Origin of the sequence: Castellaniella defragrans 65Phen (assembly GCF_000612685.1) — a bacterium.
Classification (GTDB): domain Bacteria; phylum Pseudomonadota; class Gammaproteobacteria; order Burkholderiales; family Burkholderiaceae_B; genus Castellaniella; species Castellaniella defragrans.
Genome location: NZ_HG916765.1, coordinates 2,710,766 through 2,731,029, shown reverse-complemented (window position 1 = coordinate 2,731,029; position 20,264 = coordinate 2,710,766). Strand labels below are relative to the sequence as shown.

Here is a 20,264-nt window from a genome sequence, read left to right as displayed (position 1 = left end):
ATGGAGTGGAGGATTCCGGCCCGCGGGCCGGTGCGGCGGCGCCCTGCCCGGGATGAGCCGGCCGCGCCGCGCCGGACGGAGCCCGCCAGGCCGCCTCCGGGGAGGCCGGGCCCGGGCGCGCGCTCAGGCGGCATGGCGCGGCGGGCGCGAAATCACTGGGCGGGGAACTGGATCAGGCCTTCGGCGAAATATTTCTTCGCGTAGCCCTGGATCGTGCCGTCGGCCAGCATGGCCTTGAGGGTCTTGTCCACGTCGGCCTTGATCGCATTGCCCTTGCGGATGCCCATGGCGATGGGCTCGTTCAGGATCGGGTCATCCAGCGTCATGTCGGCGAGCTCGTAGCCGGCGCCTTCGGGCTTGTTCAGGAAGCCCTCGACCGCGCTCTGGGCTTCCTGGAAGGTGGCGTCCAGGCGGCCGGCCGTGACGTCCACGTAGGCGTTGGTGTAGCTGGGATAGGCGACGACCTCGACGCCCTTGGGCGCCCAGTGCTTGCGCGCGTAGGTTTCCATCGTGGTGCCCTGCTGCACGCCGACGCGCTTGCCCTTCAGGGATTCGGCGGTGGGCTGCAGGCCGCTGCCCTTCTTGACCATCAGCTTGACCGGCACGATGTACATGGGCGTGGAGAAGTCGATGACTTTCTTGCGCGCCTCGGTGGCGGTCATGGTGGAATTGGCGAGGTCGAACTTGCGCGCCTGCAGGCCGGGAATCAGGCTGTCGAAGGACTGGTCGATCCACACGCAGGTGCGGTTCAGGCGCTTGCAGAGCTCGTTGCCGATGTCGATGTCGAAGCCTTCGAGCTGGCCGTTGGGGTTGCGGTATTCAAACGGCGGGTAGCCGGCTTCGGTGGCGATCTTGAGTTCCTTGGCGTCGGCGGCGGCGCCCACGGCGGGGATCAGGCCGGCCGCGATCAGCAGCGCGGCCCCGAGCAGGGTGGTTTTCATCGCATGGTTCTCCTGGGTGGTCGGGCGGCGGGTGGCGCCGGCCGACGGTGACAAGGCGTGATGTTAACCCAGGTTTTTGCCGGGGCGCATCGAGCATTACCCCTAGGGATGCCCGGCCCCGGCCGCGGAGCCGGCGCCGGCCGCGGCCGGATTCAGGTCGGCAGCGCCGGTTCGCGGCGCTGCTCGATCTGGGCGGCTTCCTGGATGAGGCGCACGATTTCGTCGATGTCGTCGGAGACCAGCAGCAGGTCGAGGTCGAAGGGGCCGATCATGCCGTGGGTCAGCAGCTGGTCGCGGACCCAGTCCATCAGGCCGGACCAGAATTCCACGCCCACCAGGATGATGGGGGCGGGCGGCTGCTTCATGGTCTGCACCAGCGTGATGGCCTCGAACAGCTCGTCGAGCGTGCCGAAGCCGCCGGGCAGCACCACGTAGGCCAGGCTGTGCATGAAGAACGAGGCCTTGCGCGAATTGAAATATTCAAAGTGCAGGCTGTCGGTCTGGTAGGAATTGTCGGTCTTTTCGCGCGGCAGGCGGATGTTCAGCCCGACGCTGCGCCCGCCCGCCTCGAAGGCGCCGCGGTTGGCGGCCTCCATCAGGCCCGGGCCGCCGCCGGCGATCACCGGCAGGCCCAGCTGCGCGATGCGCGCGCCCAGTTCCATGCCCAGGGCGTAGAAGGGGTGGCCGCGGGGAACCCGGGCGCTGCCGAAGATGCTCACGCCCAGGCCGATTTTCTGGAAGGCCGAGGCCGCCGCGCGCATCTCTGCAATAATCGTGGGAATCTGTTGTTCGGCCGAAACGCGTTTCGTCTTATTGTCCGTCATGAAAAAAACCTTGTTGCTCGTGGATGGGTCCAGCTACCTGTACCGCGCCTATCATGCGATGCCCGATCTGCGCAATGCGCGCGGCGAACCCACCGGAGCCCTGTATGGCGTCGTTTCCATGTTACGGAGGCTGTTGCTGGATTACAAGGACGTGGCGACCCACGGAGCCTGCGTGTTCGACGCCCCGGGCGGTTCGTTCCGGGAAACGATCTACCCCGACTACAAGGCCCATCGTCCTTCGATGCCCGACGACCTGCGCGCCCAGATCGAACCGATCCACGAGGCCGCCGCCGCGCTGGGCTGGACCGTGATCGCGGCGCCGGGCGTGGAGGCCGACGACATCATCGGCACCCTGGCGCGCCAGGCGGGCGAAAACGACTTTTATACCATCATTTCGACGGGCGACAAGGATCTGGCCCAGCTGGTCAACGACCGGGTGGAGCTGATCAACACCATGTCGGGCGAGCGCCAGGACCGCGAGGGCGTGATCCGCAAGTTCGGCGTGCCGCCCGAGCGCATCGTCGACTATCTGATGCTGACCGGCGACGCCGTGGACAATGTGCCCGGGGTGGAGAAGGTCGGCCCCAAGACCGCCGTCAAGTGGCTGAACGAATACGGCGACATCGACACCCTGGTCGCCCATGCGGGCGAGATCCGCGGCGTGGCCGGGGAAAACCTGCGCGCGGCGGCGCCGAATTTCCCCATGACGCGCGACCTGCTCACCGTGCGCCTGGACTGCGAGCTGCAGGACGGCTGGGTGCCGGCGGCGCTGGGCCTGCGGCCGCCCGACCACGAGACGCTGGTGCGGCTGTACGAGACCTATGGCTTCCGGACCTGGCTGCGCGAGGAAACCGGCGAGCCGGGCCGCATTCCGGTCCAGGACGCCCGCGCGGCGCGCGAGGTGCCGCCCGCGCCCGACGCCATCGATTACGAAACCATCCTCGACGAGGCGGCGCTGGACCGCTGGCTGGCGCGCCTGCGGGCGGCGCCCCTGGCCGCGCTGGACACCGAGACCACCAGCCTGGATCCCATGGCGGCCCGCCTGGTGGGGCTGTCCTTCGCCATCGAGCCCGGCCGCGCGGCCTACGTGCCGGTGGGCCACCGCGGGCCGGGCACGCCCGAGCAGCTCGACCGCGCCCTGGTGCTCGAACGCCTGCGTCCCTGGCTGGAGGACCCCGCCGCGCCCAAGCTGCTGCACCACGCCAAGTACGACGCCCACGTGTTCGCCAACGAAGGGGTCGCCCTGCGCGGGGTGCGCCACGACACCATGCTGCAGGCCTATGTGCTGCAGTCCCACCGGCGCGTGAACCTGCAGGAACTGTGCATCCAGTGGCTGGGGCTGACGGGCACGACCTACGAGGACCTGTGCGGCAAGGGCGCGCGCCAGATCGGCTTCGACGAGGTCGCCCTGGACCAGGCGGCGCATTACGCCGCCGAGGACGCCGACTTCACCCTGCGCCTGCACCAGGTCCTCCTGCCCAAGGTCGAGGCCGAGGCCGGCCTGAAGCGCATCTACGAACTGGAGATCCGCACCTCCGACGTGCTCACGCGCATCGAGCGCAACGGCGTGGCCATCGACGCCAAGGTGCTGGCGGCGCAGAGCCACGAGCTGGGCCGGCAGATGATCGACCTCGAGGCCCAGGCCCACGCCCTGGCGGGCCAGCCCTTCAACCTGAATTCGCCCAAGCAGCTGGGCGAGATCCTGTTCCAGCGCATGCAGCTGCCGGTGCTGCGCAAGACGGCGGGCGGCGCGCCCTCCACCGACGAGGACGTCCTGACCCGCCTCGCGGCCGACTACCCCCTGCCGCGCCTGCTGCTCGACTACCGCGGCATCGCCAAGCTGAAATCCACCTACACCGACAAGCTGCCGCGCATGATCGATCCGCGCACCGGCCGGGTGCACACGCGCTACGCCCAGGCCGCCGTGGTGACCGGACGGCTGGCCTCGTCCGACCCGAACCTGCAGAACATCCCCGTGCGCACGGCCGAGGGCCGGCGCGTGCGCTCGGCCTTCGTGTCCAGCCTGGGGAAGATCGTGTCGGCCGACTACTCGCAGATCGAATTGCGCGTGATGGCCCACGTGTCGGGCGACGCCAATCTGCGCCAGGCCTTCGCCCAGGGACTGGACATCCACCGCGCCACGGCGGCCGAGGTCTTCGGCCTGCCCCTGGACCAGGTCGACGCCGAGCACCGGCGGGCGGCCAAGGCCATCAACTTCGGCCTGATCTACGGCATGGGCGAGTTCGGCCTGGCGAGCAACCTGGGCATCACCCGGGCGGCGGCCAAGTCCTACATCGACCGCTATTTCATGCGCTACCCGGGCGTGGCCGACTACATGGACCGCATCCGCCGCCAGGCCCGCGAGCAGGGCTACGTGGAAACCGTGTTCGGACGGCGCCTGTATTTCCCGGAACTGTCCGGCGCCAAGGGGCCGCGCGCGGCCGCCGCCGAGCGGGCCGCCATCAACGCGCCCATGCAGGGCACGGCGGCCGACCTCATCAAGATGGCCATGGTGGCGGTGCAGGACTGGCTGGACGCCGAGGGCCTGCGCAGCCTGATGGTGATGCAGGTCCACGACGAACTGGTGTTCGACGCCGCCGACGACGAGATCGAGGCCCTGCGCGAGCGGGTGCCGGTGCTGATGGCGGGGGTGGCGGAACTGGCGGTGCCGCTGGTGGCCGAGGTCGGCGTCGGCCCCGACTGGGGCGCCGCGCACTGAGCGGCGGTGCGCGGGCGCGTCCCGCGGCCGGCGGGCTCGTGCCGCGTGCGCCGCGCACGGCGCGGCGGGCTCACTCCGATTCGCGCAGCCGGTTGGGGCGCAGTTCGCCGTGGCGGTCCAGCACGGGGTAGGCCGCCGCGTTGACCAGGCAGGCGTTCACCCCGCCGGCGTCGCGCAGGATTTCCAGGTAGAAGGCGCCGATGTCGGCGGCGTCGATGCGGCCGGTCTTGATGCGGTCCAGGTGGCGCTCGGCCGCGCGGGCTTCCAGGGCGCGGAAGTGTTCCTTTTCAAAGGCCAGGGCGCGCGCCGCGGCGCGGTCGCCCGAGACGAACACGGCGGCGGCCTGGCGCAGGTTGCGCTGCAGCCGCTCCAGGACGTCGGCCAGCTCGGCCTGCTGCTCGGGATCCAGCTCCCAGTGCTTCTTGTGCAGCCGCCCCGCGTGGCCCAGCAGGCCCATGCCCGACACGTCGGCGGCGTGGGCGACGTTCATGGAAAAGGTCAGGATGGATTTCAGGTACTGCGCGTCGTCGGCGCTGAGGCTTTCCTGGTCCTGGGTCGCCAGGTAGGCGGTCACCGAGCGGTCCAGCTGGCTGATGGCGCCGTTCAGGTAGCGCGCCTGGCTGGTCGCCCGGGGATCGTCGCGCAGCAGGGCCTGCCCGGTCAGCCGCAGCGATTCGCGCAGCAGGTCCGTCAGCCGCAGGGCCTCGCGGGCGGCCTGGCCCAGCGCCACGGACGGGACTTCGCGCGCGGATTCGTCCAGGTACTGGGGGCGGGCCGGGTCGTGGGGATCGGCGCGCGCCGGCAGCAGCCGCTGCAGCAGCCGGGCGTAGGGTTCCAGCGCGGGCATGAAGCAGGCGGCCACCACGAGGTTGAACAGCAGGTGGAAGTTCGCCACGGCGTGCGCGGCGTCGCCCAGCGCCGCCATGATCGGGCCGGCCCAGGGCAGCAGGGCCAGACCCAGCAGGCAGCCGGCGGCGCGCGTGCCCAGGTTGCCGATGGGCAGGCGCCGGGCGGCGGGGTTGCCCTCGCCGCCGCCTTCCAGGACCGGATTGATGGCGGTGCCCAGGTTGGCGCCCAGCACCAGCGCGTAGGCCAGCTCCGGCGGGACCAGGTCGTGATGGGCGAGCGACATGATCAGCACCACCACGGCCACGCTGGAATGCGAGGCCCAGGTCAGCGCCGCGCTGGCCGCCAGGGCGATCACCGGCGCGTCGGCCAGGGCGAGCAGGGCGCCGCCCAGCAGCGGCGCGTTCTGCAGCGGCTCGAACAGCGTCACCAGCTCGTGCAGCGCCAGCAGCAGCAGGCCCAGGCCGACCAGGGCCCGCCCCAGGTCGCGGGCGCGGCCCGGCTCGTAGTGGCGGAACATCCAGACGCCGACGAGCACCAGCCCGGGCGCCAGCGCGGTGGGGTCGAAGGACAGGGCCTGGACGATCAGGGTGGTGCCGACGTTGGCGCCCAGCATGGCCGCCAGACCCGGCACCAGGGGCACCAGGCCGTCCAGGGCGAAGCCGGTGATCATCAGCCCGGTGGCCGTGCTGCTCTGGATGGCGGCGGTGATGAGCAGCCCCGTGCCGAAGGCGCGCGGGGGCGAGCCCATGGCGCGGCCCATCCACAGGCCCAGCGCCTTGCCGAAGGCCCGCTGTACGCCGGTCTGCACCATGTGCACGCCCCACAGCAGCAGGGCGACGAAGCCGCCGAAGGCGACCAGGACCTGGAGTTCGCGCACGGCGGGCGGCCGTCCGGTGCCCGCCCTAGGCCGCCTGCCGGCGCAGGGCTTCGATGCGCTGCTCGATCGGCGGATGCGAGGCGAACAGGGCGCCGAGGGCGCCGCCCGTGATGCCCGAGGCGGCGAAGGACTTGGGCAGTTCGCCGGCCTCGATCCCGCCCAGGCGGGCGAGCGCGCGGATCATGGGCTCGCGCGCGCCCAGCAGGTGCGCCGAGCCCGCGTCGGCGCGGAATTCGCGCCGGCGGGAGAACCAGGCGACGATGATCGAGGCGAGCACGCCGAAGAGGATCTCGCAGACGAAGACGCTGGCGTAATAGCCGATGCCGACGTCGCGTTCGTTCTTGAGCACGGCGCGGTCGATGAAGTAGCCCACCAGGCGCGACAGGAAGATGACGAAGGTGTTGACCACGCCCTGGATCAGGGTGAGGGTGACCATGTCGCCGTTGGCGATGTGGGCGACTTCGTGGCCCAGGACGGCGGTGACTTCCTCCTCGGTCATGGACGAGAGCAGGCCGGTGGACACCGCCACCAGGGACTCGTTGCGGAAGGCGCCGGTGGCGAAGGCGTTGGGCGCGCCTTCGTAGATGGCGACTTCGGGGCGGCCGATGCCGGCCCGGTCGGCCAGCTGGTGCACGGTGGCCACCAGCCAGGCCTCGCGCCGGTCGCGCGGCGCCTGGGGATCGATGACCCGGGCGCCGGTGCTGGTCTTGGCCATCCATTTGCTCATCAGCAGCGAGATGAACGAGCCGGTGAAGCCCACCAGCGCCGCAAAGACCAGCAATGCGGCCGGATCGATGCCGTTGGCCGTGAGATAGCGCCCGACCCCCAGGAGGTTCATGGCGATGTTGAGCACCAGCACGACCGCCAGATTGGTCGCGAGGAACAGGATGATGCGCTTCATGTGGGGCAGGGCTCCGCAGGAAAGGAACGATGATGGCCAAAGTGTATAGTATCGGCTTCCTGTTCGTGTCGTGGTGACGCATGCAGTCTTTGTGGATGTTGCTGGCCTGCGCCATGTTCGCCGCGATGGGGGCCTTCGTGAAGGTCGCCGCCGACATCGGCGCCACGCTGCCGGAAATCGTCCTGTTCCGTGGCATCCCCTCCGTCCTGCTGCTGTATTTCTGGGCGCGCGCCACGCGGCGCACGATCCGTCCGTCCAGCTGGCGCCTGCACGTCTGGCGCAATCTCAGCGGCATCACGTCCATGTGGCTGGGCTTCTTCGCGCTGTCCCGCCTGCCCCTGCCCACGGCCGTCAGCCTGAACTACACCGCGCCGCTGTTCATCGCCGGCTGGATGCTGTTCTTCGGCGGCGCGCAGCGCGACCCGGTGCGCGTGCTGGCCGTGCTGGCGGGTTTTCTCGGGGTGCTGGGCGTGCTGCGCCCCAGCATTCAGCACGACCAGTGGATCGCGGCCCTGATGGGGCTGGGGGCGGGCGGCCTGGCGGCCGTCGCCATGATGCAGATCCGCCAGCTGGGCCAGATCGGCGAGCCCGAATGGCGCACGGTGCTGCTGTTCTCCCTGGGCGTCTGCCTGAGCGGCCTGGGCGGCATCGCGCTGCAGGGCTGGCGCACCACGGACCCCCTGGCCTTGCTGGCGCTCGTCGGGCTGGGCGTGGCGGGGCTGGTGGGCCAGCTGGCCATGACCCGGGCCTTCGGCTTGGGGTCTACCCTGTTGACGGCGGCGCTGCAGTACATGACCATCATCTTTGCCGCCTTGATCGGCGTCCTGTTCTGGGGCGACCGGCCGGCGCCGCTGGCCTGGGCCGGCATGGCGCTGATCATCGGTTCCGGCCTCCTGTCGGTCTGGCGCACATACACCGAGGCGCGCGCCCTGCGGGGCGTCCGCGGCGCGGCCTAGTTTTCACGAAGGAGGTAAACCCGTCATGACCGCATTGCTGATTCAGCCCGAGGCCCTGCGCGAGCGCCTGACCCGGCCGGGCTGCCTGGTCTTCGATGTGCGCCACGACCTGGCGGACCATCAGGCGGGCCGGCGGGCTTACGAAGCGGGTCACATCCCCGGGGCCCTGTACCTGGACCACGAAACCCAGCTGTGCGCCCTCAAGACCGGGCGCAACGGCCGCCACCCCTTGCCGGATCGCGCCGATTTCGCCGCCCTGATGCGGGCCCAGGGCCTGACGGCCCGCACCGACGTGGTGGTCTACGACGCCGGCAACGCCATGTTCGCGGCGCACCTGTGGTGGATGCTGCGCTGGCTGGGGCACGAATCCGTCTCGGTGCTGGACGGCGGCTGGGCCGCCTGGCTGGCGGCCGGCGGCGCCGTCGAGACCGGCGCGCGCGCGCCCTCGCTGAGCGAGGCGCAGGCGATCCAGGGGCTGGTCCTCTCGGGCAAGCCCTCGATGCCCGTGGTCGATGCCCGCGCCGTGCTGTCCAACCTGGACGAGCCGCGCTTCACGGTGCTGGATGCGCGCGCGCCCGAGCGCTTCAGCGGCGCGGTCGAGCCCATCGATCCGGTGCCGGGGCACATCCCGGGGGCGCTGAACCGGCCGTTTGAACGCAATCTGGGCCCGGACGGGCGCTTCAAGCCCGCCGCCGAACTGCGCGCGGAATTCGAGTCCCTGCTGGGCGGCCGGCTGGACCGCGGCATCGTCCATCAGTGCGGCTCGGGCATCACCGCCTGCCACAACCTTTTCGCCATGGAACTGGCCGGCCTGCGCGGCTCGGCCCTGTATCCGGGATCCTGGAGCGAATGGTGCGCCGACGCCGCCCGGCCGGTGGCGAAAGGCGATTGACTCCCGCCTCGCGCCTTGCAAGGCGCTCCGATTCACCAGGCACGGATCAGTCCGCGGGGGACTGATCCGTGACCGGGTTCATCATGCGGCGGTACCAGGCGTGGAAGTGCGCCATGCCGTCCTCCAGGGGACTCTGGTAGGGGCCGCATTCGTTTTCGCCGCGCTCCATCAGGGCGCGGCGGCCGGCGTCCATGCGCTCGCCGATCTCGTCGTCCTCGATCGCCGTCTCCAGGTAGGCCGCGCGCTGGGCCTCGATGAATTCGCGCTCGAAGGCGACGATTTCCTCGGGGTAGTAGAACTCGATCACGTTGACGGTCTCCTGGGGGCTGACGGGGTGCAGCGTGGACAGCACCAGGACGTGGGGATAGAGCTCGATCATGTGGGTGGGAAAATACGTCACCCAGATCGCGCCGAAATCGGGCGCGGCGCCCGAGCGGTACTGCAGCAGGCGGTCGTGCCACTGGCGGTAGACCTCGGTGCCGGGCTGGCCCAGGGCCTGGTGGACGCCGACGCGCTGCATGCTGTGGAATTCGCCGAATTCCCATTCCAGGTCGTCGCAGGTGACGAAGCGCCCCAGCCCCGGGTGGAAGGGGCCGACGTGGTAGTCCTCCAGGTAGACTTCGATGAAGGTCTTCCAGTTGTAGTGGCAGGGATGGACTTCCACGTGGTCGAGCACGTAGTCGGAAAAATCGAATTCCGGCCGCTCGAACAGGCCGCCGAGGTCGCCCAGCGGATCGCGCGCGCCCTCGAACAGCAGGCCGTGGCAGTTGCGCAGCGGGAATTCCCGCAGCCGCAGGTCCGGTTTTTCCGGGAACAGCGGGGCGTTCAGCAGCCGGCCCTGGGTGTCGTAGCTCCATTGGTGGATCGGGCACAGGATGCGCCCGCCCGTGGCGCACAGGTTGCCGGCCGAACAATCGGCGTCGCGCCCCGTCTGGCTGCCCAGCATCAGGGCCTGGCGGTGGCGGCAGACGTTCGACAGCAGGCGCACGTCGGTCCGGTCGCGCAGCAGGACCCGGCCGCCGCCCTCGTGGGCCAGGGTGCGCCAGTCGCCGGGGTCGGGCACCATCTTCTCATGGCCCACGTAGCATGCGCTGCGCTCGAAGATGCGGCGCCGTTCCCGGGCCAGGACGGCCGGATCGAAGTAGTGGTGGACCGGAAGCTGGCTGGCCAGATCGGCGCCGGAAGGGATGTAAGGGTTGGTCATTGGTTCCCCCCGCAAGAATGGAACCGCCCGGATCGCCGCCGGGATGCCCCGGCGCCGGCGATCCTGGCGGGCGGAACGAGGGACGGCGGCCGGGTCGGTGCGAAGAAAAACGCCCGAGCCGGTCGGTCGCGTGGCGCGACCGGACCGCATGGTCCCGGCCCGGCGCGAAGCCCGGTCCGGGACAGGGGTCGAAATTGTACCCCACCCCGTAGGCGATCGGGGCCGGGGCGGTTTCATGGTCCGGCGGGGTTCCCGTACAATCCAGTCTGGAATGCTCAGATGAAACCCATGGTCAACGATCAAACCCCGCCGCCGGCCCCGGCTTCCCGGCCCGCCGATCCATTGCCCCAGGACTTCGAGACGGCGCTGGCCGAACTCGAGGACCTGGCCGGCCGCATGAACGACGGCAACCTGGGCCTGGACGAGTCCATCGCCCTGTATCAGCGCGGCGTGGCGCTGGCCCAGGTGTGCCAGCGGCGGCTGGAAGCCGTCGAACAGCAGGTCCAGGTGCTCCAGGGCCAGCTGCTCCAGCCCTTCGACGACGCCGCGGCGCGGGACGCGACATGAGCGCTGTCGCGGGGAATTTCGACGCCTGGCTGCGCGACCGGGTGGATCACACCGCGACGGTGCTCGACGACCTGCTGCCGCCCGCCGAGGACGATCCCGCGCGCCTGCACGAAGCCATGCGCTATGCCGTCCTGGGGCCGGGCAAGCGGGTGCGGGCCGCCCTGGTCTACGCCGCCGGCGAAGCCAGCCGCACCTCCAACGGCACGGCCGCCGCCCAGGACCTGGCGCTGGACGCCGCCGCCGCCGCCGTGGAGCTGATCCACGCCTATTCGCTGATCCACGACGATCTGCCCTGCATGGACGACGACGACCTGCGGCGCGGCCGGCCCACCGTGCATCGCCAGTTCGACGACGAGGCGCTCGCCATGCTGGCCGGGGATGCGCTGCAGCCCCTGGCCTTCGACTGCCTGGCGCAGATGCCCATCGCGCCGGCCCTGACGGTCCAGGCGGTCCGGCTGCTGGCGCGCGCGGCGGGCAGCGAGGGCATGGTCGGCGGCCAGGCCATCGACTGCGCCAGCGTCGGCCAGGCGCTGCCGATCGAGGCGCTGCAGCACATGCACCGCATGAAGACCGGCGCCCTGCTGGAAGCCAGCGTGCTGCTGGGCGGGGTGGTGGCCGGCGCCAGCAGCACCGTGCGCGCCGGCCTGGAATCCTACGCCTCGGCCATGGGCCTGGCCTTCCAGGTGGTGGACGACATCCTGGACGTGACCGCCGATTCGGCCACCCTGGGCAAGACCGCCGGCAAGGACGCCGCCCAGGGCAAGCCGACCTACGTCTCCATCATGGGGCTGGACGGCTCGCGCGAACTGCTGGCCGGCCTGCGCGAGCAGGCCTGCGCCGCGCTGCTGCCGCTGGGGCCGTCGGCCTGCCGCCTGCGCGAGCTGGCCGACTACATCATCGGCAGGTCCCATTAGCGTGGACAGACCCTGCATCCAAGGCATCATGACTAGACTATTGGAAGGCATCCAGTCGCCGGCGGACCTGCGCCGGCTGGACCGCCGGGAGCTCAAGGACCTGGCCGTCGAACTGCGCGCGTTCGTGCTGGACTCCGTGTCGCGCACCGGCGGCCACCTGTCCTCGAACCTGGGCACGGTCGAGCTCACCCTGGCGCTGCACTACGCGTTCGACACGCCCCACGACCGGCTGGTCTGGGACGTGGGCCACCAGTCCTATCCGCACAAGATCCTCACCGGGCGCCGCGAGGCCATGGCCGGCCTGCGCCAGCGCGGCGGGATCTCGGGCTTCCCCAGGCGCGCCGAATCGCCGTACGACGCCTTCGGCACGGCGCATTCCTCGACCTCGATCTCCGCCGCGCTGGGCATGGCCGTGGCCTCGCGCAACGCCGGCATCGATCGCCAGCACGTCGCCGTGATCGGCGACGGGGCGATGACGGCCGGCATGGCCTTCGAGGCCCTGAACAACGCCGGCGTCACCCCCGACGTGAATCTGCTGGTCGTGCTGAACGACAACGACATGTCGATCTCGCCGCCGGTGGGCGCGCTGAACTACTACTTCGCCCGCCTGCTGTCGGGCCAGTTCTACGCCCGCGCCAAGAACATGGGGCGGGCCATGTTGCAGCACGTGCCGCCCGTGCTGGCGCTGGCGCGCAAGCTCGAAGGCCACGCCAAGGGCATGCTGTCGCCGGCCACCCTGTTCGAGGAACTGGGCTTCAACTACATGGGCCCGATCGACGGCCACGACCTGGACGTGCTCATCCCCACCCTGGAAAACCTGCGCCGGCTCGGCGGCCTGCAGTTCCTGCACGTCGTGACGCGCAAGGGCCGGGGCTACAAGCTGGCCGAGGCCGATCCGGTGCTCTACCACGGCCCGGGCAAGTTCGATCCCTCGGTCGGCATCCAGAAGCCCGCCACGCCCGCGCGCCGCACCTTCACCCAGGTCTTCGGCGCCTGGCTGTGCGACATGGCCGCCGCCGACGCGCGCCTGATGGGCATCACGCCCGCCATGCGCGAAGGCAGCGGCCTGGTCGAGTTCGAGCGTCGGTTCCCGCGGCGCTACTTCGACGTCGGCATCGCCGAGCAGCACGCCGTGACCTTCGCCGCCGGCCTGGCCTGCGAGGGCTGCAAGCCCGTGGTGGCCATCTACTCCACCTTCCTGCAGCGCGGCTACGACCAGCTGATCCACGACGTGGCGCTGCAGAACCTGGACGTGACCTTCGCCCTGGACCGGGCCGGCATCGTCGGCGCCGACGGGGCGACCCACGCCGGCAACTACGACATCGCCTACCTGCGCTGCGTCCCGAACCTGGTGATCGCCACGCCCTCGGACGAACGCGAGGCCCGGCTGCTGCTCAACACCTGTTTCCTCCATCCCGGCCCGGCCTCGGTGCGCTACCCGCGCGGCGCCGGCTGCGGCGCCGATCCCGGCGACAGCCTGGAGCCGGTCGAACTCGGCCGCGCCGTGGTGCGGCGCGAGGGCCGGGACGTGGCGCTGCTGGTGTTCGGCACGCTGCTGCCAGAAGCCGCGCGGGCGGCCGAGGCGCTGGACGCCACGCTGGTGGACATGCGCTTCGTCAAGCCGCTGGACGAGGCCCTGCTGCGGCGGCTGGCCGACACCCACGGCCTGCTCGTCACGGTCGAGGAGGGCGCCGTCATGGGCGGCGCCGGCAGCGCCGTGGCCGAATGGCTGAACCGGGAGGCGATCGTCCGCCCGATCCTGCAGCTGGGCCTGCCGGACGAATTCATCGATCACGGGGACCAGAAGGCCATCCTCGCCGGGCTCGGCCTGGATGCCGGTGGAATCGAGGCGTCGATACGCCAGCGCTTGAAAAGGAATGCTTCATGAACACCCTGCTGGATCCGGTGGCGATGTCGATGCCGGACGTGCAAAGCGGACCCGACACCCGCCGCATCGCCATCGAACGGGTGGGCGTGCGCGGCGTGCGCCACCCCCTGGTGGTCGCGTCCGGCGCCGGCCGGCCCCAGGCGACCGTCGCCGACTGGGAAATGACCGTGGCCCTGCCGGCCGACGAAAAAGGCACGCACATGTCGCGCTTCATCGCCCTGCTGGAAGCGCACCGCGGCGAGCCCATGACGCCCGCGGCCCTGTGCGCCCTGGCGCGGTCTATGCTCGACCTGCTGCACGCCGACGCGGGCGACGTCGCGGCCGGCTTTCCCTATTTCATCGAGAAGCCCGCGCCGGTGTCGGGCGTGCGCAGCCTGATGGACTACCAGGTACGCTGGCGCGTCGGCGTGCGCCGCGGCGAGGCGCCGCGCTTTTCCCTGTCCGTCCAGGTGCCGGTGACCAGCCTGTGCCCGTGCTCGAAGGCGATCTCGGACTACGGCGCCCACAACCAGCGCTCGCACGTCTGCGTGGACCTGGAATACGACGCGGTCGATGCCGTGGACCTGGACGCGCTGATCCGTGGCGTGGAATCGCAGGCCTCGTCGGAGCTCTGGGGGCTGCTCAAGCGCGCCGACGAAAAGTTCGTCACCGAGCGCGCCTACGAGAACCCGAAATTCGTCGAGGACCTGGTGCGCGACGTGGCCGTGATGCTGCAGCGCCTGCCCGGCGTGGCGTCCTACCAGGTCACGGCGGAAAACTTCGAGTCCATCCACAACCATTCCGCCTACGCGGTGGTGCGCAGCGCCTAGCGCCGGCGCCGGAACGCCGGCGCGTCACCCCTCGGAGGGACGATGCGCGCCGTCCACTCCCTCACCCCGGCCGATGTGCTAGAATGCCGGGTTACTTGCTCGACCGTGCTTGTGGCATGCCGATTTTTGGCGTGTCCGTGATTCCCAGGACGGGATTTCGCATCGTGCCGGCGGGCTGTCTGTCCACACCACAGATATCCACAAGGAGTCTTACATGCGCCACTACGAAGTAGTGTTCATCGTGCATCCCGATCAGAGCGAGCAGGTGCCCGCCATGATCGAGCGCTACCAGGCCATGGTCACCAGCAATGGCGGCCAGATCCACCGCGTCGAGGACTGGGGCCGCCGCCAGCTGGCCTACCCGATCCAGAAGCTCGTCAAGGCCCACTACGTGTGCTTCAACATCGAGTGCGGCCAGACCGCCCTGGACGAACTCGAACACTCGTTCCGCTACAACGACGCGATCCTGCGCCACCTGTTCGTCAAGACCAGGCACGCCCACACCGAGCCGTCGATCATGATGAAGTCGGTCGAGCGCGAGGAAGCCCGCAAGGCGACCGCCACCGAGTCCACGAATTCCTGATCCGGAGCCCGCGCATTCCGTGAACCGGGTCGAAATCGCAGCGCGCGTGGCCGAGGCCGAGCCGCTGCGCCACACGCCGGCGGGCACGCCGGTGCTGCGGCTCCGGATGGCACACGAATCCGAGGTCCTGGAAGCCGGATCCCCCCGCACCGTCCGCATGGAACTGCAGGCGGTGGCCCTGGGGGACGTGGCCCGGGAACTGGCCGGGACGCCGATCGGCGCGCTGGTCCAGGCCGTCGGATTCCTGGCGCCCCTCCGGCAGGGTTCGGACCGGCTGGTGTTCCACATCCAGCGGATCGCGCAGGCACACTGAATGAACATGCCGGGCAGGGCCCGGCCCTAGAGAGATAAAGGCAACCATCATGGCTTACTTCAAGAAAACCAAGGAAAAGCGCAAGTTCGGGCAGCAGAATCCGCTGTTCAAGCGCCGCAAGTTCTGCCGCTTCACCGTCGCCAAGGTCGAAGAGATCGACTACAAGGATCTGGACACCCTGCGCGATTTCATCCAGGAAAACGGCAAGATCATCCCGGCCCGCCTGACCGGCACCAAGGCGCACTACCAGCGCCAGCTGGACACCGCCATCAAGCGCGCGCGCTTCCTGGCCCTGTTGCCGTACACCGACAACCACAACTGATCCGAGGTCTCCCGTCATGCAAGTCATTCTGCTTGAAAAAGTCGTCAATCTCGGCAACCTCGGCGACGTGGTTCGTGTGCGCGACGGCTACGCCCGCAACTACCTGATCCCCCAGAAGATCGCCCGCCGCGCGACCGACGCCGCCCTGAAGGAATTCGAGGCCCGCCGCGCCGAACTCGAAAAGCACCAGGCCGAAAAGCTGGCCGCGGCCCAGGCCGTGGGCGAGAAGCTGTCCGGCTACGTGCTGACCATCAGCCAGAAGGCCGGCGTCGACGGCCGCCTGTTCGGCTCGGTCACCAACATGGACGTGGCCGCCGCGCTGCAGGCCGCCGGCTTCACCGACGTGCACAAGGCCCAGGTCCGCATGCCCGACGGCGCCATCAAGGCCGTGGGCGAGTTCCCGCTGCAGGTTGCGCTGCACGCCGACGTGGTGGCCGACATCACGATCAACGTGCAGGGCGAAATGGCCTGAGGCACCGCCGCGCCGCCGTGCTACATTTCTCACGATGGGAATGGCGCGGCGCCGCTGAAAGGGCCGGCATTGCGCCGGCCCTTTTTCATTCGCCCGGCGAGCTTCGGCGGATCCGGGCGGCCCGCCGCCGGCCCGCGCCGCGCGGGGGCCTTTCATCGGGCGCCGTGCCGCGCCCCCGTATCGAGGACAGGGTTTGGAAATCGAAGCCGACGCGCAACTGGATTACCTGCGTGTGCCGCCGCACTCCATCGAGGCCGAGCAGTCGGTGCTGGGCGGGCTGCTGTTGGACAACGCCGCCTTCGACCGGGTCGCCGACGTCCTCACCGAGGACGACTTCTACCGCTACGACCACCGCCTGATCTGGCAGCACATCGCCCGGCTGGTGGCGCTGGCGCGGCCGGCCGACGTCGTCACGGTCCACGAATCCCTGGCCACGGCCGGCAAGTCCGACGAATGCGGCGGCCTGCCGTACCTGAACGCGCTGGCGCACAACACGCCCTCGGCGGCGAACATCCGCCGCTACGCCGAGATCGTGCGCGAGCGGTCCATGCTGCGCAAGCTGGTCTCGATCGCCGACGAGATCTCCTCGGCCGCCTTCAATCCCCAGGGCAAGGAAGCCCGGCAGATCCTCGACGAGGCCGAGTCCCGCGTGTTCCAGATCGCCCAGGAAGGCGCGCGCGGCATGGCCGGATTCCAGGAGATCCGTCCGCTGCTGGCCCAGGTGGTCGAGCGCATCGACGAGCTCTACCACCGCGAAGGCGATTCCGACGTGACCGGGGTGCCCACCGGCTTCAACGATCTGGACCGCATGACCTCGGGCCTGCAGGCCGGCGACCTGGTGATCGTGGCCGGGCGGCCGTCCATGGGCAAGACCTCGTTTTCCATGAACATCGGCGAGCACGTCGCCATCGAGCAGGGCCTGCCGGTGGCCGTGTTCTCCATGGAAATGGGCGCCGTGCAGCTGGCCATGCGCATGATCGGCTCGGTCGGCATGCTGGACCAGCACCGCATGCGCACCGGCAAGCTGAACCAGGACGACTGGCCGCGCCTGACCCACGCCGTGCAGAAGGTCGAGGAAGCGCAGATCTACATCGACGAGACCCCGGCGCTCAGTTCCATGGAACTGCGCGCGCGGGCGCGGCGGCTGGCGCGCCAGTGCGGGCAGCTGGGCCTGATCATCATCGACTACATCCAGCTGATGTCCGGCTCGGGCGGGGAAAACCGCGCCACCGAAATCTCCGAGATCAGCCGGTCCCTGAAGGGCCTGGCCAAGGAGCTGAACTGCCCGGTGATCGCCCTGTCGCAGCTCAATCGCAGCCTGGAGCAGCGCCCCAACAAGCGGCCCGTCATGAGCGACCTGCGCGAATCCGGCGCCATCGAGCAGGACGCCGATGTGATCATCTTCATCTACCGCGACGAGGTCTACAACCCCGATTCGCCCGACAAGGGCACGGCCGAGATCATCATCGGCAAGCAGCGTAACGGTCCGATCGGCACGGTGCGCCTGACATTCCAGGGTTCCAGCACCCGCTTCCTGAATTTCTCCGCCGCGCCGGGGTTCTGACCAGTCGCCAGCAAGGGCGGACTGCCGCCCGGTCCCCGCGGATCACTGCGCCGCCGGCGCTTGCGGGGCGTGCAGCAGTTGCGCGAGCGCCTCTGTCAGTTCCGGGTGCATCCAGGCGAATCCGGACGCTTCCGTCCGTACGGGCGCCAGTCTTTGACCGCCGAGCAGCAGCACGGACATTTCGCCCAGGGCCAGGCGCAGCGTCCAGGCCGGAACGGGCAGAATCGCGGGGCGCCGCAACGTTCGGGCCAGCCTCCGGGTGAAGTCGCTGTTGCGCACGGCCTCGGGCGCGCAGGCATTGAAAGCGCCGCTGCATTCGTTCCGCAGGAGGTGGTCGATCAGTGCCACCTGATCGTCAATGTGGATCCAGGGCATCCATTGCCGGCCGTCACCCAGCCGTCCGCCCAGCCCAAGGCGAAAAACGGGCAACAACCGAGTCAGCATGCCGCCTTGCGAAGCCAGGACGGGCGCGGTGCGCAGCAGCGCCACCCGCACGCCCCACTGACTCGCGCGTTGCGCCTCCTGTTCCCAGGCGATGCACAGGCGGCTGCCGAAATCGCTTTGTCCCGGCGCGCTGTCCTCGTCCAGCCGTTCGTCGCCCCGGTCGCCATACCAGCCGACCGCGGAGCCCGACAGCAGGATACCCGGGGGAACGGCCTGCCGGCCCATCCAGTCCACCAGCGTGCGCGTGAGATCCACACGGCTGCGCCACAGCAAGCTGCGGCGGGCTTCGGTCCAGGGACGGTCGGCGATGGGTGCGCCCGCCAGATTGACCACGGCGTCCATGGGGCCGACGTCATCGAGATCCTGCAGCCGCGCGATGCCCCGCGCGCCACTGCACAGTTCGGGAACCTGGAGCGGATTGCGGCTCCAGACCCAGAGCTGGTGCCCTCGCGGCCGCCAGTATCGGCAGAGCGCCTGGCCGATCAGGCCTGTGCCGCCGGTGAGCAGAATACGCATGGCGTTTCCCCCTCGTTACGATGCCGGGTCACGGCGCGTCTGGGATACCCAGATCAGTGCCGAAGTGTCGACGCCCAGCGCCTGGGCGCGGGCCAGAATGGCTTCGCGCTGCCCGGCGTCGAGCTGTTTGTCGCGAGCGAGGATCCAGGCATAGCCTGTATCCGGTCCGATCACCAGCGACCACCGGTAGTCGGGATCGAGCGCGGCCACGTGGTAGCCACCGTAGAATGGCCAGAAGAAAGAGACTTTGAGTGAGCCCGTCGTGGGTGAACCGATGAACCGCGCATGGCCGACCGCCTCGCGCCATTGGCCCTTGGCGGGCAGGAAGCCGCGATTCACCACGCGCACACTGCCATCGGGCAGCGGCGTATAGGTAGCCGAGACATCGGTCATGCCCCGCTCGAAAGAGTGATCGAGCCGGGCCAGTTCGTACCAGTGCCCCTGGTAGCGCTGCAGATCGAATGGGGTGACGGCGGTCACGCCGGGAGGGGGGCGGGTGCTTGCGCAGCCTGCCAGCAGCAGCGCGCAGCTGGCGGCCAGCAGGGCGGGAAGCGTCCGCCTTTGACGGCGGGAAAGGCCTGCGAACAGGGTGCGAAGCATGTCGGAAAGCGGGCGCATGATGTCCTCGATCGATTCAGTGGGCGTGCCGCCATTGGGCCACCAGCGGCTGCAGGCCGGACAGATGCCGGATGGCGCTGACGCCGGGCATGGACCATTGGTACAGGGCTGCGCATGAGCCGCCGACCCATAGCGCCGTCGCGGCGGGCAGTTGGGTGCGAAGCTCGCGCAAGTGGGTGCGCACTTCTGCGGCTTTGTGCACATTGCTGAAGCTGAGGGCCACCACATCGGCCTGGTGGGCCTGTGCGGCCTGGACGATATCGGTCACGGGAGTCTGCGTGCCCAGAGAGACGCAGGAACAGCCTTCCAGCACCAGCAAGGCTTCGACCATCAGCAGGCCGAGGCCATGCTGCTCCTGCGGCACCGTCGTGAGCAGTACCTTGGGGCTTTGCGCAACAGGCTGGGGCGTCAGCGATGCGATGGCGTGACGCAGCACGCCGGTGATGATCTCGGTGTACAGATGCTCTTCGTAAATTTCGAAGCGTCCTCGAGACCAGGCATCGCCGACGGCGGTGGTCAGCGGGGCGACCAGATCGGTCACGAAGGGCGCCAGACCCATGCGCATCTGGGCATGACCAAGTCCATGCCGCAGTGCCCTCGGGTCATGCGTGGCGATGGCGTCGAGCAGTTCCTCGAGCAATGGGTCAGTCGCATGATTTTTCTGTTTTGTCCTGGACAAATCAAAAGAAACGTCAGCCGTACGCCGTGCCAGCATGTCTTGCAACTGTTCAAGGTCCAGTCCGACGACCTTTCCGGGCCGCATGCCGGCATCCAATAGCCGCGCGATCAGTTTGAGTCGTTGAACCTGCGCGGCGCTGTAGAGCCTGTCGCCCGAAGCATCCCTGTCCGGCCTGGGGAAACCATAGCGTTTCTCCCAGACGCGCAGCGTGTCTTTGGCCAAGCCTGTTTCGCGTGCGACGGTGGCGATCGACAAGCCGGCATCGTCCGCGGAAGGCTGTGTGTCGCTGAGGTTGGAAGCGATCTGGCTCATGGTGGGATGAAGAATGGATTGATTGAATTGTCTAGGACAAAAATGGTTTTGTCTAGTATATTACGTCATCAGTGTAGCGTGCGGGGTTGTGCCTGTGCGT

Annotated in this window: 20 protein-coding genes; 12 read left to right on the top strand and 8 right to left on the bottom strand. The window is 69.3% G+C overall.

Going from position 1 to position 20,264, the window contains the following annotated elements:
- Positions 1–152: 152 nt before the first annotated feature.
- Both BN940_RS12225 and BN940_RS12220 read right to left on the bottom strand, forming a co-directional pair.
- On the bottom strand, positions 153–941 hold the full coding sequence (locus BN940_RS12225) for a transporter substrate-binding domain-containing protein (protein ID WP_043683443.1): 789 nt from the start codon (positions 939–941) through the stop codon (positions 153–155).
- Positions 942–1,093: 152 nt separating this feature from the next.
- A complete protein-coding gene (locus tag BN940_RS12220; RefSeq protein WP_043683440.1) occupies positions 1,094–1,765 on the bottom strand; it encodes an LOG family protein in 672 nt (223 codons plus the stop codon).
- On the opposite strand from BN940_RS12220, the gene polA reads away from it, so the two are divergent.
- Positions 1,764–4,484, top strand: coding sequence for a DNA polymerase I (gene polA / locus BN940_RS12215; RefSeq protein ID WP_043683438.1), 2,721 nt, complete (start codon positions 1,764–1,766; stop codon positions 4,482–4,484). The genes BN940_RS12220 and polA overlap by 2 nt on opposite strands.
- A 70-nt stretch (positions 4,485–4,554) precedes the next feature.
- Here polA and BN940_RS12210 read toward each other — a convergent pair whose 3' ends face one another.
- Together BN940_RS12210 and htpX are read right to left on the bottom strand one after the other, a co-directional pair.
- Positions 4,555–6,210, bottom strand: coding sequence for a Na/Pi cotransporter family protein (locus tag BN940_RS12210; RefSeq protein WP_043683437.1), 1,656 nt, complete (start codon positions 6,208–6,210; stop codon positions 4,555–4,557).
- A 25-nt stretch (positions 6,211–6,235) separates the two neighbouring features.
- Positions 6,236–7,111: a protease HtpX gene (gene htpX / locus BN940_RS12205; RefSeq protein WP_043683435.1), complete on the bottom strand. Its 876-nt coding sequence runs from the start codon at positions 7,109–7,111 to the stop codon at positions 6,236–6,238.
- 80 nt (positions 7,112–7,191) lie between these two features.
- Between htpX and BN940_RS12200 the strand changes: the two genes are divergently transcribed.
- Both BN940_RS12200 and BN940_RS12195 read left to right on the top strand, forming a co-directional pair.
- Positions 7,192–8,067 carry a DMT family transporter gene (locus BN940_RS12200; protein WP_084330665.1) on the top strand — a complete coding sequence of 292 codons (876 nt, stop codon included), beginning with the start codon at positions 7,192–7,194 and terminating at the stop codon, positions 8,065–8,067.
- A gap of 25 nt (positions 8,068–8,092) precedes the next feature.
- Positions 8,093–8,959 (top strand): sulfurtransferase, encoded by an 867-nt coding sequence (locus tag BN940_RS12195; RefSeq protein WP_043683432.1) that lies wholly within the window; start codon positions 8,093–8,095, stop codon positions 8,957–8,959.
- 46 nt (positions 8,960–9,005) lie between these two features.
- Here the strand turns inward: BN940_RS12195 and BN940_RS12190 are convergent, their stop codons facing one another.
- A complete protein-coding gene (locus tag BN940_RS12190; RefSeq protein ID WP_043683431.1) occupies positions 9,006–10,163 on the bottom strand; it encodes an aromatic ring-hydroxylating oxygenase subunit alpha in 1,158 nt (385 codons plus the stop codon).
- Positions 10,164–10,451: 288 nt separating this feature from the next.
- Between BN940_RS12190 and BN940_RS12185 the strand changes: the two genes are divergently transcribed.
- From BN940_RS12185 to BN940_RS12145, 9 genes are all read left to right on the top strand, one after another.
- Positions 10,452–10,730, top strand: coding sequence for an exodeoxyribonuclease VII small subunit (locus tag BN940_RS12185; protein ID WP_043687074.1), 279 nt, complete (start codon positions 10,452–10,454; stop codon positions 10,728–10,730).
- Positions 10,727–11,644: a polyprenyl synthetase family protein gene (locus BN940_RS12180; RefSeq protein ID WP_043683428.1), complete on the top strand. Its 918-nt coding sequence runs from the start codon at positions 10,727–10,729 to the stop codon at positions 11,642–11,644. Before BN940_RS12185 ends, BN940_RS12180 begins: the two co-directional genes overlap by 4 nt.
- Positions 11,645–11,669: 25 nt before the next feature.
- Complete coding sequence (dxs, locus tag BN940_RS12175; RefSeq protein ID WP_043687072.1) at positions 11,670–13,532, top strand: 1-deoxy-D-xylulose-5-phosphate synthase; 1,863 nt, start codon at positions 11,670–11,672, stop codon at positions 13,530–13,532.
- Positions 13,529–14,341, top strand: a complete 813-nt coding sequence (gene folE2, locus BN940_RS12170; RefSeq protein ID WP_043683426.1) for a GTP cyclohydrolase FolE2 — start codon at positions 13,529–13,531, stop codon at positions 14,339–14,341. The genes dxs and folE2 overlap by 4 nt, the downstream gene beginning before the upstream one ends.
- Positions 14,342–14,555: 214 nt before the next feature.
- Positions 14,556–14,924 (top strand): 30S ribosomal protein S6, encoded by a 369-nt coding sequence (rpsF, locus tag BN940_RS12165; RefSeq protein ID WP_043683424.1) that lies wholly within the window; start codon positions 14,556–14,558, stop codon positions 14,922–14,924.
- A 19-nt stretch (positions 14,925–14,943) separates the two neighbouring features.
- On the top strand, positions 14,944–15,237 hold the full coding sequence (gene priB / locus BN940_RS12160; RefSeq protein WP_043683422.1) for a primosomal replication protein N: 294 nt from the start codon (positions 14,944–14,946) through the stop codon (positions 15,235–15,237).
- A gap of 49 nt (positions 15,238–15,286) precedes the next feature.
- The gene (rpsR, locus tag BN940_RS12155) at positions 15,287–15,559 is read left to right on the top strand and encodes a 30S ribosomal protein S18 (protein ID WP_043683419.1); all 273 of its coding nucleotides are present in this window, start codon (positions 15,287–15,289) and stop codon (positions 15,557–15,559) included.
- A gap of 16 nt (positions 15,560–15,575) precedes the next feature.
- Complete coding sequence (gene rplI, locus BN940_RS12150; protein WP_043683416.1) at positions 15,576–16,031, top strand: 50S ribosomal protein L9; 456 nt, start codon at positions 15,576–15,578, stop codon at positions 16,029–16,031.
- A 193-nt stretch (positions 16,032–16,224) separates the two neighbouring features.
- The gene (locus BN940_RS12145) at positions 16,225–17,595 is read left to right on the top strand and encodes a replicative DNA helicase (protein WP_043683412.1); all 1,371 of its coding nucleotides are present in this window, start codon (positions 16,225–16,227) and stop codon (positions 17,593–17,595) included.
- 42 nt (positions 17,596–17,637) lie between these two features.
- Here BN940_RS12145 and BN940_RS12140 read toward each other — a convergent pair whose 3' ends face one another.
- The 3 genes from BN940_RS12140 to BN940_RS12130 are packed head-to-tail and all read right to left on the bottom strand — an operon-like array spanning position 17,638 to position 20,164.
- Complete coding sequence (locus BN940_RS12140; RefSeq protein ID WP_043683410.1) at positions 17,638–18,555, bottom strand: TIGR01777 family oxidoreductase; 918 nt, start codon at positions 18,553–18,555, stop codon at positions 17,638–17,640.
- 15 nt (positions 18,556–18,570) lie between these two features.
- Complete coding sequence (locus tag BN940_RS12135; protein ID WP_043683407.1) at positions 18,571–19,173, bottom strand: lipocalin family protein; 603 nt, start codon at positions 19,171–19,173, stop codon at positions 18,571–18,573.
- 16 nt (positions 19,174–19,189) lie between these two features.
- Positions 19,190–20,164: a MerR family transcriptional regulator gene (locus tag BN940_RS12130; RefSeq protein ID WP_043683405.1), complete on the bottom strand. Its 975-nt coding sequence runs from the start codon at positions 20,162–20,164 to the stop codon at positions 19,190–19,192.
- Positions 20,165–20,264 lie beyond the last annotated feature (100 nt).